The 14925-nt window shown below is 57.1% G+C and carries 13 protein-coding genes; 12 read left to right on the top strand and 1 reads right to left on the bottom strand.

Annotation, left to right across the window (positions count from 1 at the left end):
* Position 1 precedes the first annotated feature (1 nt).
* Positions 2-1012 carry an Ldh family oxidoreductase gene (locus tag ACR0BK_RS10580; protein ID WP_480554610.1) on the top strand — a complete coding sequence of 337 codons (1011 nt, stop codon included), beginning with the start codon at positions 2-4 and terminating at the stop codon, positions 1010-1012.
* Between the two features lie 164 nt (positions 1013-1176).
* Here the strand turns inward: ACR0BK_RS10580 and ACR0BK_RS10575 are convergent, their stop codons facing one another.
* Positions 1177-3114 carry an FAD-dependent monooxygenase gene (locus tag ACR0BK_RS10575; RefSeq protein ID WP_480554608.1) on the bottom strand — a complete coding sequence of 646 codons (1938 nt, stop codon included), beginning with the start codon at positions 3112-3114 and terminating at the stop codon, positions 1177-1179.
* Between the two features lie 136 nt (positions 3115-3250).
* On the opposite strand from ACR0BK_RS10575, the gene ACR0BK_RS10570 reads away from it, so the two are divergent.
* The 11 genes from ACR0BK_RS10570 to ACR0BK_RS10520 all read left to right on the top strand — a co-directional run bounded on the left by ACR0BK_RS10570 (position 3251) and on the right by ACR0BK_RS10520 (position 14865).
* On the top strand, positions 3251-3694 hold the full coding sequence (locus tag ACR0BK_RS10570; RefSeq protein ID WP_480516483.1) for a MarR family winged helix-turn-helix transcriptional regulator: 444 nt from the start codon (positions 3251-3253) through the stop codon (positions 3692-3694).
* A gap of 338 nt (positions 3695-4032) precedes the next feature.
* Entirely contained in the window at positions 4033-5073 is a 1041-nt protein-coding gene (locus ACR0BK_RS10565; protein WP_480516481.1) for a TRAP transporter substrate-binding protein, read from the top strand.
* Between the two features lie 58 nt (positions 5074-5131).
* Positions 5132-5716 (top strand): TRAP transporter small permease, encoded by a 585-nt coding sequence (locus tag ACR0BK_RS10560; RefSeq protein ID WP_480554606.1) that lies wholly within the window; start codon positions 5132-5134, stop codon positions 5714-5716.
* Complete coding sequence (locus tag ACR0BK_RS10555; protein WP_209504353.1) at positions 5713-7026, top strand: TRAP transporter large permease; 1314 nt, start codon at positions 5713-5715, stop codon at positions 7024-7026. Before ACR0BK_RS10560 ends, ACR0BK_RS10555 begins: the two co-directional genes overlap by 4 nt.
* Positions 7027-7117: 91 nt before the next feature.
* On the top strand, positions 7118-7882 hold the full coding sequence (locus ACR0BK_RS10550) for an SDR family NAD(P)-dependent oxidoreductase (RefSeq protein ID WP_480476332.1): 765 nt from the start codon (positions 7118-7120) through the stop codon (positions 7880-7882).
* A gap of 10 nt (positions 7883-7892) precedes the next feature.
* Positions 7893-8660, top strand: coding sequence for a crotonase/enoyl-CoA hydratase family protein (locus tag ACR0BK_RS10545; protein WP_480476330.1), 768 nt, complete (start codon positions 7893-7895; stop codon positions 8658-8660).
* A 4-nt stretch (positions 8661-8664) separates the two neighbouring features.
* Positions 8665-9147, top strand: coding sequence for a MarR family winged helix-turn-helix transcriptional regulator (locus tag ACR0BK_RS10540; RefSeq protein WP_480516475.1), 483 nt, complete (start codon positions 8665-8667; stop codon positions 9145-9147).
* A gap of 2 nt (positions 9148-9149) precedes the next feature.
* Positions 9150-10967 (top strand): feruloyl-CoA synthase, encoded by a 1818-nt coding sequence (locus tag ACR0BK_RS10535; RefSeq protein WP_480554604.1) that lies wholly within the window; start codon positions 9150-9152, stop codon positions 10965-10967.
* A 15-nt stretch (positions 10968-10982) separates the two neighbouring features.
* A complete protein-coding gene (locus tag ACR0BK_RS10530; RefSeq protein WP_480554603.1) occupies positions 10983-11858 on the top strand; it encodes an amidohydrolase family protein in 876 nt (291 codons plus the stop codon).
* A gap of 118 nt (positions 11859-11976) precedes the next feature.
* Entirely contained in the window at positions 11977-13506 is a 1530-nt protein-coding gene (locus tag ACR0BK_RS10525) for an acyl-CoA dehydrogenase family protein (RefSeq protein ID WP_480554602.1), read from the top strand.
* Between the two features lie 69 nt (positions 13507-13575).
* On the top strand, positions 13576-14865 hold the full coding sequence (locus ACR0BK_RS10520) for a flavin-dependent oxidoreductase (RefSeq protein ID WP_480554600.1): 1290 nt from the start codon (positions 13576-13578) through the stop codon (positions 14863-14865).
* Positions 14866-14925: the final 60 nt, after the last annotated feature.

Raw genomic sequence — 14925 nt, 5'->3', positions numbered from 1 at the left:
GATGACCGAACACTCGATCAAAACGCTTTCTCTTGCCGAGGTTCGGGCGCTGGCGAAAGCCGTACTTGTTTCTGCCGGAGTTAATGCACAGGGCAGCGATATTCTGGCCGACATTGTTACCCGGTCCGAGCGGGACGGCCCGCGCAGCCACGGATTGCGTATGCTGCCGGTCTATGTCCAAAGCTTCACCTCGGGCTATGCAAACGGCAATGCGAAGCCAAAGATAGAAAAGGCTGCCCCGGGCGTTCTGCGCTGTGACGCCGATAACGGGTATTATCAGGTCGCGGCAGCCGAAGCCCGCGACATGTTGATCGAAATGACGCGGGAAAACGGCATTGCCGCTTTCACCTGCGCAAATTGCCACCATCTGGGCGCGTTAAGGTTTGACACCGAACCGCTTGCCGAAGCTGGTCTGGTGGCTTTCGCCGTGATCAACTCATTGTCCATGGTGGTGCCGCAAGGCGGGGTGCGCCCGGTATTTGGCACCAACCCGATGTCTTTTGCCTGTCCGCGCGAGGGCGGTGCGCCGATAGTCTGGGATCAGGCGTCTTCAATGGTTGCTTTGATGGATATCCGCATGGCCGCAGCCGAGGGGCACGACCTGCCCCACCCTGCCGGTCTGGACCCTGACGGCGCACCCAGTACGGACCCGAACGCTATCCTGGAAACCCGCAGCCTGTTACCTTTTGGCGAGCACAAGGGCGCCGCAATCGCTTTCATGGTTGAAGTGTTGGGTGCCGCCCTGGCTGGTGGAACCCTTTCCGTGAACAATCAAGAACGTGAGGCGTTCGGAGCCCTTAACATCAAAGGCGGTGCAACACTGATTGCGATTGATCCGACGCGGTTCGGCAACCAGGCCTTCAATCAATATATCGCGCGCATTTGCTCAGAAATTGTCGGTAATGGGGACGCCCGTGTTCCGGGTGATGGGCGTCTGGCCAAACGGGCGGCAGCCGAGGCTGACGGTGTTGAGGTCAGCGCCGAGGTTCTGGCCACGTTAAACGCGTCCTGAAAAACCTGCGCTCAGCTTTCTGGCTAGAGGGCCTTCCTACGACACGGGCGGATTCAAGCGCCAATCCAGCTTTGAACAGGCGGTAATCTTGCCGAACCAAGCACGGATGCGACAGTCCATTCTCCCCTCGTAACGGCGGTCCGTTGGGGTCTGAGTCGTCGCACTTATCGACCGCCGCCCGCAACAAATAGCCTGGAAAAGAAGTCAAACAGGTCAGCGTGACACTCTAATGGCAGGATATGCGCCACATATTGGTCCGGCCTGACGACGACCATACAGCCCTTTGTCCGGTCAATTCCGCGCATTTCGTAGATGTCTTCACGCCTCTTGTGATCAACGCAAAAAACCTTCTCGAAGTCGCGCAGGCCATACCTGCCCTTCTCGGGTTTCAAAAGAGACGGCATATCCTCATAATTCAGCGATATGAAATCCTGCGGGAAGATGGCCCGTAGGTCTATCAAACCGTCGATGTCTTCGTCAGGGCGCACAAACCGTCGCAGAGGAGAGTTCGGATCGCTTTGCAAAACCTCGCAAAGCTGATGGATCGATCCGCCTTGGGTACCTGCGTCTCTCTGTCCTGCGAAGGCATAGAGCCTCCAGCGCGCATCCGCTTCGGCCACATGCCCCAATTGCATGGGCATGGCATCTGCAAGCCGGACAACTGGTGCTGAATGAAATCGCTTGCCTATAACCAGCCCACGCGCCAGATGCTGGTGAACCGGTTCGGCGACCAAGTCCGAAGGCCCATAGTGAACCGAAAGCCCGCCGGTGAACTCCAGATTTTCGATAAACTGTTTTTGAAATCGGGGCATATCGGTGCCGTCAAGCTCTGACTCGCCCGGAGGCGCACTCATGATCCGGGCCCATTTATGGTCGGTTTCGACCAGTCTTTTGGCCTCTTGCAAACGCTCGGCCGAGTAGCTGTGAAGAAGATCAGGCTTTGACCTTCCTGTCAGCACATGCACCAGTTTCCAGCCCAGGTTGAAAGTATCGCCCATCGACACGTTCATCCCCTGACCCGCCTTGGGGCTATGCGTGTGGCAGGCGTCGCCCGCCGTGAAAACGCGCGGGGTGCGTGTAGCAACTTCATGCTTAGGAACATCGTCGAACTTGTCGGTCAGCCTGTGGCCAATCTCGTAGACCGACCACCAAACGACTTCATTTACGTCGATGGAATAAGGACGCATGATCCGGTTCGCGGCAGCGATGATATGGTCAGCCGTCAGATTGCGGTTGGCGATCCGCTCATCCGGGTTCAGTTTGTCAAGCTCAACATACATTCGGAACAGGTATCCGCCTTCGCGCGGAAGGATCAGAACGTTTCCTTCCGATGCCGATTGAACAAGGCATTTCCGCCGCAAATCGGGAAAATCGGAATTCGCCAGAATGTCCATAACGCCCCACGCCTGATGTGCGGCATCGCCTTGCAGCTTACCCCCGATGGCCTTGCGCACATTGCTGCGTGCACCGTCACAGCCTACGACATAGTTGGCACGCACTGTAAGCCGTTCAACCACGCCACCATCATCGCCCAAGCGTTCAAGCTCTGCCGTGACGGGGTGATCCGTGGAACCGGTATCAATTGTGAAATCGCTGACACGAAGCCCGTAATGGGGTTGCAGCCGCGTTGGAGCGTTTCTCATCACATCCAGAAACAGCTCATGAATCCGGGCCTGATTCATCAAGGTATGTGGCATCTCGGATTGATCTTCGGCAACGTCCTGCACCGTGCCCGCCCGGCGGATGTGGCCCGGGCTTGCGGGATCGGGCGTCCAGAATGCCGTTTGGTTGACCCAATACGCTTCGCGCTTCACTTTCTCAGCAAAACCAAACGCCTGAAACATCTCCATCGAGCGGACGTTGACGCCATCCGCCTGGCCTTTCTCCATCGGACCAGGCTTTTGATCCACGATCATTGTCGAAATTTCGGCGAACCCGGCCAGTTGCGCTGCAAGGCAAAGCCCCGCCGGTCCACAACCCGCGATCAGAACGTCAACCTTTTCGGGGATGGTTGCGGGGTGGTTGTGGTGATCGGAGCGGCTGAGCGCAGCCGGTTTGATATCCGGGTCACCCGGACGAAATCCATCAACGTAATATTGCATTGTCCCCTCCTCCGCAGGTTCACATAAATTTAATAACTGTACTTACTATTTCCTGTCAACAAAGATATGTACACTATCTAATTGCCGCGGTAATTCTGGAATAAGTGACGGCGTAAAGTGATTTCGGAGGTTTTGCGTGAGTATTTACGGAATGGCGGGCCACCTCATCCGCAGGCTCAATCAGATTTCAACCCACGTGTTCTCGGTCCGGATGCAGGAGGCCGGGATTGACCTTACATCCGTTCAGTTCGCAGCACTTGAAACAATTCGCGCCGAACCCGGCATTGATCAGGCCACAGTCGCGGCGAAAATCGCCTATGACCGCGCAACAATCGGCGGGGTCATCGACCGGCTGGAGCAGAAAAACTACGTCAAACGCTCGGTCAGTCAACGTGACAGACGCGCGCGAGAGGTCACCTTATCCGGAAAAGGAAAAGACATCCTTGCGGCGGCTATGCCAGTCGTAATTGACCTGCAAAACGAGATCCTCGGAGGGCTAACTCCGAATGAACGCGAAACGTTCCTGAAGCTCGCAGGCAAGGCAGTTGATGCTGTCACCGACGATAACACACGGCCTTGAATTACAAAGCGGACGCTGGTTCAATTAAAACAAGGAAAGCAAATCCACCATTTTTGAGCTTTAGTTTCCGAAACTAGAAACTAAAATCTAAGAAATCTCAATTTACCTTTGAGCCAACCGAGGGCAATGTAATCCTGAGAGGATAAATTGCGTCCGCGCATGACCTGTCTGATGCGTAGCGTTTCGACGAAAAGGTTCACATGTGTGAACATTCTGTTTTCCGAAAAGGACCTGAAACCAAACACTAAAAAAAGTGGATATAACTCGTTATAAAACATAACTAATATGAGCAATCATGAACAGGGGATGATACTCATAGGTCATCTAGGGAGGAGACCATGACCAACTTGCGCAGAACCATACTCAAATCTGCAGTGACGGCGATTGCTTTCGGTGCCATGTCAACCACTGCCATCGCGGCCGAAGTGACACTGCGGATGCACCAATTCCTGCCGGCACAAGCCAACGTACCCAAGAACGTTCTGGATGTCTGGGCCGACAAGGTCGAAGCGGATTCGGATGGCCGGATCGAAATTCAAAGGTTTCCGTCCATGCAGCTTGGGGGCAAACCCCCCGAACTGATCGACCAAGCCATTGATGGTGTGGCAGACATTGTCTGGACTGTGTCCGGATATACACCAGGCCGCTTTCCCCGAACCGAGGTGTTCGAACTGCCGTTCACCATGACTAATGCCGAAGCCGTCTCACGCGCCTATTGGGATCTGGCCGAAGAAACCATGATGGACGATGACTTCAAGCAGTTCAAAGTACTCGGGCTCTGGGTGCACGGCCCCGGTTTGATCCATTCAAAGGAACCGATCGAAAGCATCGAGGATCTGAACGGCGTAAAGCTGCGCGCACCGACACGCGTAACCAACGGCCTTTTCAGCTCGCTTGGAGCAACCCCGGTTGGCATGCCTGTTCCTGCGGTGCCTGAAGCGCTGTCCAAAGGCGTGATCGACGCCACCGTGATTCCCTGGGAAGTGACCGGCGCCCTGAAGGTCAACGAGCTGGTCGGAAACCACACGACCTTTGGCGACGACACGCTATACACCACCACTTTCATCTTCGCGATGAACAAGGACCGCTGGGATGCACTGCCGGATGATCTGAAGGCCGTCATCGACGCCAACTCGGGTGCTGAATTCTCGGCCTTCGCAGGCAAGCAGATGCAGGCCGATGACGACGGGCCTCACAAGCAGGCGATGGAACGCGGCAACAACATCATCACGCTGAGCCCGGAACAGGTCGCGGAATGGAAGGCAGCATCACAGCCGACCACTGACGCCTGGATCGCCGAGATGGATGAAAAAGGTCTGGATGGAACCGGCTTGCGCGCCCGCGCGCTCGAACTGATTTCGCAATACTCCGGCAACTGATCCGGTCGCTCTTCCGGCGCTATTTCCCGCCGGGAGAGCAATCCCTTTGGAGTTGATCATGCAGAAACTGGTAGAGCGCATCGCGCGCTTCATGGCCGTTCTCGGCGGTGTGGTTCTGACTGCGCTGGTCCTGCTGACCTGTGTCAGCGTGCTGGGGCGCGGCCTGAATACGCTGGGCCACTCGGACGTTATGACGTCACTGTCGGAAGCAGCGGCAAATGCGCTGATTGCATCGGGCGTCGGGCCGGTGAATGGCGATTTTGAACTGGTCGAAGCCGGCATTGCATTCGCCATATTCTCGTTCCTGCCGATCTGCCAGCTCTATGGCTCTCACGCCACAGTCGACGTATTCACCAACACGCTTCCGACAAAGGCGAACAAAGTGATCATCACATTCTGGGAATTCGTCCTGTCGCTTGTCATTCTTTTGATTACGTGGCGCTTGTTTGTCGGCATGCAAAACAAGCTGGACTATGGTGAAACGACCTTTCTGCTGCAATTTCCGGTTTGGTGGGCCTATGGGCTAAGCTTTGTTGCCGCCCTTGTCGCATCACTTGTTGCTGTCTATTGCGCCGTCGCGCAGGTCATCGAGCTTGTCACCGGGCGTCATATCCTGCCCTACCGCGGGGAGGCCGCACATTGACCATGCTCGAACTGGGCTACGTGTCCTTTCCCGTACTTCTGATCATGATCTTTCTGCGCGCACCGATTGGCCTTGCCATGTTGCTGTGCGGGATTGGCGGGCTGTATTTTGCCATGGGTGGCACCAGCATGTTCATGGCCAAGCTCAAAACCGAAACCTACTCAACCTTTTCCAGCTATTCGCTGACGATCATTCCGATGTTCCTGCTGATGGGGCAGTTCGCGACATTGTCGGGCATGTCTTCAGCCTTGTTCAAAGCTGCTGAAAGCTGGCTGGGCCACCGCAAAGGGGGCGTCGCCATGGCGGCAGTCGGCGCTTGTGCCGGATTTGGCGCAATCTGCGGGTCCTCCCTTGCCACTGCCGCAACGATGAGCCGTGTCGCGCTGCCCGAACTGCGCCGCTACGGCTATTCCGGCGGGTTTTCAACCGCAACGCTTGCTGCTGGCGGCACATTGGGCATTCTGATCCCGCCTTCGGTGATCCTTGTGATCTATGCGATCCTGACGGAACAGAATATCGCCAAGCTGTTTCTCGCGGCCTTTGTCCCCGGCATTCTGGCAGCGCTCGGCTATATCATCACGATTTCGATCTATGTGCGCATGTATCCTGACGCCGCGGGCACCCGCGAAGCGATCCCGTATCCTGAACGCGTTCGGGCACTGCTGGATGTCTGGCCTGTCCTGCTGGTTTTTGGCCTTGTTGTCGGTGGCATCTATCTTGGCTGGTTCACCCCAACCGAAGGCGCAGCCGTGGGGGCGGCGGGAACCGGGCTGATTGCTCTGATCTCGGGCAATCTGAACTGGCAGGTCTTCGTCGAAAGCATCATTGCAACGGCCTCAAGCACGGCGATGATCTTCTTCATCGTGTTGGGCGCAGGGCTGTATAACAGTTTCCTAGCGCTCACTCAGGTACCGCAGGAACTGTCTGGCTGGGTCGTTGGACTTGGGCTCAGCCCGTGGATGGTGTTGTGCCTGATCCTGGTGTTCTACCTGATCTTTGGATGTCTGATGGACAGCCTGTCAATGATCCTGCTGACTATCCCGATCTTCTTTCCGGTCATCAGCGCACTGGATTTCGGCATGAGCCCCGAGCATGTGGCCATCTGGTTCGGTATTCTGGTTCTGATCGTTGTCGAGGTCGGGCTGATCACCCCTCCGGTCGGGATGAACCTGTTCATTATCAACGCTATGGATCGTTCAACCCCGATGACCCAAACTTACAAGGCAGTGATGTGGTTTGTTACCTCTGACATCATTCGGGTCATGATCCTGGTGCTGTTTCCGGCCATTACCCTGTTCCTGATCCCCTAGCGAAATCACCATCAGCGGTCCGGGGCGGGCCCATCCGAAAATAGATATGAGACACAACAATGATTGAACATACTAAAATGGAGAGAGCACGATGCAGTTAAGTGGATGTGTCGCCCTGGTCACCGGCGGCGGAAGCGGGCTGGGTGCTGCAACGGCTAGGCATTTCGCCGCCAGCGGAGCAAAGGTTGCCGTTTTGGATTTCAATGCTGAAGGTGCGAAGGCAGTTGCTGACGAAATTGGTGGTCTTGCCCTGCAAGCCGATGTCAGTGACGAGGCCGCCGTCAGTGCCGCGTTTGAGACGGCAATAGCCCATTTCGGGTCGGCACCCAGAATCGCTGTCAGTTGTGCGGGCGTCGGCATGGCGGCCAGGATCGTCGGGCGCGAAGGCAAGCTGTCATTCGACGTGTTCGAGAAAACTCTGCGCGTGAACCTTTTTGGCACCTACAACGTCATGAGCCACGCGGCGAGACACATGGCCGGTCTCGACCCGTTGGCTGACGGTGAACGCGGTGTGATCATCAACACGGCGTCGGTTGCGTGGCAGGACGGTCAATTGGGTCAAGCCGCTTATGCCGCATCCAAAGGGGCAATCGCCTCGATGTGCCTGCCTGCCGCACGGGAGCTCGCGCAGTCGGGGATTCGGGTGATGGCCATCGCACCTGGCCTGTTCCACACGCCAATGATGGAAGGCTTGCCGGAAGAGGTCAGTGCCAAGATCACTGCGAACATTCCCTTCCCGGCCCGCCTTGGCGAAGCGCGTGAGTTCGCAATGCTCGCCGAACAGATCGTTGAAAACCCGTTTTTGAATGGCACCACTATTCGACTTGATGGCGCCGTTCGTCTGCCGCCCCGGTAAGGAGTTCCCCATGGACAGCCAAATCCTGAACATTGAGGTCAACGGATCCATCGCGACCCTGACCATGAACCGCCCTGACAAGCGAAACGCGATGTGCGAGGAACTGTTAGGCGCGCTGGATGATTTCTTTTCAGCTCCACCCAAGAACGTGCGCGTGGTGATCCTGACCGGAACTGAAGGGCATTATTGTTCCGGATTGGACCTGTCCGAGCATGTTCATCGTACGGCCGAGGAAAACCTGCACCATTCCCGCCACTGGCACAGTGTCATGGACAAGATCCAGTTGGGTGGGCTTGCGGTTGTCTCGGCCATGTTTGGCGCCGTGATCGGCGGCGGGCTGGAGCTTGCAGCGGCAACACATGTTCGCATCGCTGAACCTTCGACGATCTTTCAGCTTCCCGAAGGCCGGCGCGGAATATTTGTCGGTGGCGGTGCGACCGCGCGGGTCGGTCGCCTGCTGGGGGCCGATCGGATGACCGAGATGATGTTGACCGGCCGCAAATATGGTGCCGATGAAGGGGTATCGCTGGGGCTTGCACATTATAGCGTGGGTGAAGGCGAGGCTTTGGCGCTGGCCCAAAAGCTGGCAGGTAAGATTTCCCGAAACGCGCCACTGTCAAACTATCTGATGATTCAGGCGGTCGCGCGGATCAATGAAATGTCGCAGAACGACGGACTGTTTACTGAATCGCTGGCCGCGGCCCTGTCGCAAACAACACCAGATGCGCAGGAAGGACTGCGGGCCTTTCTTGAAAAGCGCGCCCCGAACTTCAGGTGAACACATGAAAAAGAAACATGAACACACGCCAGAAGACGGCGCGCCTAACACGATCAGCGATGCCACGCTGCGGGGGTTTGTCGGGTATCGCATGAAACGGGCCTTCAATGTGGTGCAGGAAGACCTGACAACAACTCTGCGTCCCTTTGGTCTGCGAATGCTGACTTATACGGCACTGGTTCTCATCGTCGATAACCCCGGTTTGCGGCAGTCCCAACTGGCTGACGCAATGGATATCGAGCGCCCGAACCTTGTCGTCATCATTGATGAACTGGAGCGCAGGGAACTGATCGTCCGCGACCGGGTACCGACCGACCGGCGCGCCTATGCCCTCAGGACGACACTGGCGGGCAGGCAATTATATGAAAAGGCCGTCGCCGCGGTTACCGCCCACGAAGGCAAGCTGCTGGCCGGTTTGGATGACGCAACCATCACCACCGTTTTCGATGCCCTCAGGACGATCGAAAAAGCGAGGAAAAGGGGCTGATCATGCAACGCACATCGGAATACCTGGTGCATTCTGTTTCGCGCGAAGATCGGGCCGACGGTTCCATCCTGCTGAAATCGAACCACACTCTTGGTCCTGTCGTCGACAAAACCGGTGTCTGGCTGCACGCCTGGGCCTCGGACGCGCCTGACCGCACGTTCATTGCTGAACGCGGCGGCGCAGGATGGCGCAAGGAAAGCTATGCGACCACGCTTGAAAAGGTGCGGGCAATCGCAAGCTCGCTATTGGCGCGTGGGATGGGGCCTGACACACCGATCCTGATCATGAGCGGCAACGGCTTGGATCATGGTCTGCTGAGCCTGGCTGCTCAGTACATTGGCGTACCGACTGCGCCCGTAGCCGAACAATACGCCTTGATCCACGGTGCACATGGCCGCCTGCGCCATGCCATCGAACTGGTGCGCCCGAAGATGGCCTATGTCGTCGATGCGGATCAATACCGAGAGGCGCTGGAACTGGATGCGCTTCAAGGGGTCGAAATCGTAGCCAGCCGACAAGGCAGGAACAGTCAGGTCACAGCGTTCGACGAACTTCTCAAAGGGGATGTCAGTGTCGATCTGGAGGCAGCCTATGAACTGGTTGGCCCCGATTCCGTCGCCAAGATCCTAATGACCAGCGGTTCAACCTCGGCCCCGAAGGGGGTCATCACGACCCAACGCATGATGTGCGTGAACCAGACCATGCTGGCCGACGGGTTGCCATTTCTGCGCACGCGTCCGCCCCGTGTGGTCGATTGGCTGCCATGGAACCACGTCTTTGGCGGATCTCATAACTTCAACATGATGCTCGCCAACGGCGGAAGCTTCTACATCGACGACGGCAAACCGGTAGCCGGTCTGTTTGAGAGGACGCTGGAAAACCTGTCCATGGTCACCGGCACGCTCAGCTTCAATGTCCCCGTAGGTTACAGCATGCTGCTGGGCGCATTGCAGCGGGATGGCGATTTGCGTCGGCAGTTTTTCGAAGAACTTGATCTGATCTTTTATGCGGGCGCTTCACTGCCACAGGACATCTGGTCTGGATTTGAACAGATGGCGCTGGATGTCAAAGGTGAGATACCGCTGATGACCTCGTCCTGGGGGCTGACCGAGACAGCGCCCGCCACAATGATGCAGTCCGAGCCCATTGACCGTTCCGGGGTTGTTGGCGTTCCGATGAACGGCGTGACACTCAAGCTGATACCGGATGAAGACATGCGATGCGAAATGCGCATCAAAGGGCCAAACGTGATGCCCGGGTACTTCAACGAGCCGGGCAAGACAGCCAGCGTTTTCGATGAAGAAGGGTTTTTCATTACCGGCGACGCCATGCGGTTCATCGACCCGCAGGACGTAAACAAAGGTATGAAATTCGACGGCCGGATATCCGAGGATTTCAAATTGCTGACCGGAACATGGGTGCGGGCCGCACAATTGAGGATGGACTTGTTGACCTGTCTTGCGCCTCTTGCCTCAGATCTGGTCATTACAGGTGCCGACAGAAATGAGATCGGCGTCATGGTCTTTCCCGATGTCGCCGAGCTGAAGCGGGAAGGATTTGACCTGAACGACGACAGTGGCGCCTACTGCTGCAAATTGCTGCAAGGCGAAATTCACCGCCGCCTGGCAGAGCGCGCCCGCGAGTTATCGGGCAGCTCCACACGGGTCGGGCGCGCCATTGTCCTTAGCGAGCCCGCCTCGATGCCCGAGGGCGAAATGACCGCCAAGGGGAACCTCAATTTCCGCAAGATACTGACACGCCGGCAAAATTTACTTGAGCGTCTTTATGACGACGCCGATCCGGCAATCATAAAGATCTGAGAAAGGAACGAACAGATGGTCGATATCTCCAAGGTTCGCGCAATCGACATTCACACCCACGCTGAAGAACCCTGCGGGTGCCACTCGGATGACGGCTATGACGACCTGCAGGCAACCATGGCCAACTACTTTGGCGCGCCGTGGAGCCATCCGCCTACGGTTCCCGAAACTGCACAGCACTATCGCGAGCAAAACATAGCCGCGGTGATCTTCCCGGTCGATGCCGAGCGGGAAACCGGCTATCGGCGCTACAAGAACGAAGAAGTTGCCGCATTGGCGGCGGAAAATGACGACGTGCTGATCCCGTTTGCGTCAATTGATCCGCACAAGGGCAAGATGGGCGCACGCGAGGCGCGCCGCCTGATCCGCGAATTTGGTATCAAAGGGTTCAAGTTTCATCCGACGATGCAGGGGTTCTACCCCAATGACCGCATGGCTTATGACCTTTACGAAGCAATCGCCGAGGAAGGCTGCATCGCCCTGTTTCACACTGGTCAGACCGGTGTCGGTTCGGGCATGCGGGGTGGTAACGGAATGCGGCTTAAATACTCGAACCCGATGTTCATGGATGACGTCGCCGTCGATTTTCCGGATATGAAGATCATCCTCGCGCATCCGTCATTTCCCTGGCAGGAAGAGGCGCTGTCCGTGGCGCAGCACAAGCCCAACGTCTATATCGACCTGTCCGGTTGGTCACCAAAGTACTTCCCCGAGATTCTGGTGAAATACTGCAACTCGATCCTCAAGAAAAAGGTCCTGTTTGGGTCCGACTGGCCCATGATCACTCCAGAACGCTGGCTGTCGGATTTCGAGAAGATCAATATCAAGGACGAACTGCGCCCGGACATCATCAAAGGCAATGCCGCGCGCCTGCTGGGACTGACCCCGTGATGCTGCCCCCTGCCCCATCACTGCCCTACCCAGTCACTTTGAACTTCGACGGTGCCGAACCGCCAGAACCGGGCCGCGTCGTGGTCGTCGAAGTCACCAGCTATCGGGTGACATGATCATGAAGCCATTCGAAGCCCCACTTGCGGACATCTTATTCACGTTGAACCACGTAGTCCGGGCCACCGATCTTCCAGATTGGAACGCTGACCTTGCTGGTGAGATCGGCGAACATTTTGCCGCCTTCGCACAAGGTGAAATTGCCCCGCTGGACGAGCCGGGAGACAGGCAGGGATGCTCGCTGGAAAACGGTCGCGTATCCATGCCTGCCGGCTTTGCCCAAGTTTATGCAACGTATTCGGAACAGGGCTGGCCCTCGCTCACCGTGCCTGGAGAATATGGCGGTCAAGGGCTTGGTGCCCTGATACTGGCCATAACGTCCGAGGTGTTTTCGGGCGCAAACCACAGCCTTCAGATGGTTACTGGGTTGGTTCCGGGCGCGGTGCGTACCTTGTTGCGCTTTGGCACGAAAGATCAGCAGTCCCGGTACATTCCCTCTCTGGCCTCGGGTGAAACTCTGGCCACCATGTGCCTGACCGAACCCGGGGCCGGGTCTGACCTTTCTCGCGTGCGCTGCCGGGCGGAACCTGCTGAAGATGGCTGGAAGATCACGGGAGAAAAAATCTTTATCTCTGGCGGTGACCAGGACATGAGCGATCATATCCTGCATCTTGTGCTTGCGCGCACGTCCGATGAAGGCGTCAGAGGTTTATCGCTGTTTCTATGCCCCAGCACCTGCACTGACGGCAGCCGTAACCACGTTACCGTAACGCGCATCGAGGAAAAGATGGGCCTGCATGCCTCACCCACGTGCCAGCTGGCATTTGATGGGGCCAAAGCTGAACTGATCGGGGCCGAAGGTGAAGGTCTGATGGCCATGTTCACCATGATGAACCACGCCCGGCTTGATGTCGCCCTACAGGGCGTCGCGCACACCGCGCGGGCCTATGACATTGCCAGTACTTATGCCAGTGAAAGGGTGCAGGGACGCAATGCCGACGGTCGACCGGCAACACTGGATCAACATGCCGATATCCGCCGTATGCTGGATCAAATCGACTGGCTGGCAATCAGCAGCCGCAGTCTTGCACATCTTGCATTTGTCACCATGGAACGGGGTACATCGCCTGACCTAGTCGATTTTCTGACCCCGGTTGCTAAGGTCTATTGCACCGAAGCCGGTATCAAGGCCGCCGAATTGGGTATGCAGGTACTGGGCGGCTATGGCTATTTGCGCGAATACCGGCTGGAGCAGACCTATCGCGATGCCCGAATTACCTCGATCTATGAAGGGGCCAACGGCATACATGCGCGTATGCTGGCAACACGTCTTGCCGCAGAGCCTGCGGGCGACGCCTTTGCCGAATTTGTTACGCATGAAGCCGAGCATTGGACATGCGATGCGATCTCGGACGCACTGGACAATTGGCAATCCGCTCGAAGAAAGCTGAAACAGGGTGACAGCGCGGCGATGGCGCATGGGTTCATGCAAACGACGATTGATACCGCTCTGACTTGTCTGCGGGTGCGGCTGCGCAACGCCGCAAGCCTTCATCCATCCCCGGAACGGATCAAACGCATTTGCGGTTGAGGCTGGATCCAAGCGCGCAGATTATCGACAACCGATACCCGCCACCAATCGGACTGAAAGGAACGCAACATGACAGATCCAAAAGTGCTGATCGCGGGTGGTGGTATTGCTGGGTTGTCGCTGGCACTGACACTGCATCAGATTGGCATCGACTGCACTGTCTTTGAAAGCGTTCGGCACCCGCGCCCGCTGGGTGTCGGAATAAACCTGCAACCCAACGCTGTGCGCGAGTTGTACGATCTGGGTTTCACGGCTCAGGATCTGAATAAGTTCGGCGTCCCTGCGCAGGAATGGGCGCTTGTTGGTTTGAATGGGCACGAGATTTACGCGGAACCGCGCGGAACTTTCGCTGGTTACAATTGGCCGCAATACGCGGTGCATCGCGGCGCGTTTCACATGGCGCTTTACCAGCGGTTTGTCGAACGCGCAGGCCCGGATGCCGTACGCCTTGGTGCTCGGGCCACGGGATACCAGACCAATGCGGATGAGACGGTTACAGTGCGGTTGCAAACTGACCAGGGGGACGTCCGCGAAACCGGTGCCATTCTAATCGGCGCCGACGGAATCCATTCAGCCATCCGAAACCAGATGCATCCAAGCCAACCTCCGATCCATTGGGGAGGCACCGTCATGTGGCGCGGCACAACTTTGGCAAAGCCCGTGCGCACGGGTTCTTCCTTTGTCGGACTGGGTACGCATAAGAAACGAATGGTGATCTACCCGATCTCACACCCCGATCTCGGAACCGGCATGGCGCTGATAAACTGGATTGCCGAAGTCACCTACGATGACCCGGACGCGCATGCGGCAACCGGGTGGTTCCGGCAGGTCGAGGCCAAGGATTTCGCGCACCACTTTGACGGATGGACCTATGACTGGCTGGATGTTCCTGCCCTAATCCGCGGTGCGGATGTGACATATGAAAACCCGATGATCGACCGCGATCCGGTTGAAACGTGGGTTGACGGGCCGGTTGCCCTGATCGGAGACGCCGCGCACCCGATGTACCCTACCGGTTCGAATGGGGCCAGCCAAGCAATTATGGACGCCCGCATATTGGGGGCCAGCTTGCTCAAGCATGGCTTGGGCTCAACCGCGCTGGCGGCCTATGATGACACGCTGTGCGGTCCGGTGTCAGACCTTGTCCTTCGCAATCGGGGTGCTGGACCTTTTGGCCTGTTGAATTTGGTCAATGACCGCTGTGGCGGTGTGTTCGACGATATTGAAACAGTCATTTCCTTGGCTGAAAGGGCCAGTTTCATGGCCAAATACAAAGCTGCCGCAGGTTTTGCGCGCGACGCCCTGAACAGCGCACAGCCAACGATTGCGCCCGGCTCGCAGCTGGCTTGGCAGGCGTGATGGAAAAGCCATCGGTGGATTGAGAACCTGCGCCCATGACAACAGCGTTTCGCCGGTCCT

The organism is Ruegeria sp. AF1, assembly GCF_056542125.1.
Note: the sequence above shows the minus strand (reverse complement) of the source record. Positions and strands in the feature narration are given on the sequence as shown.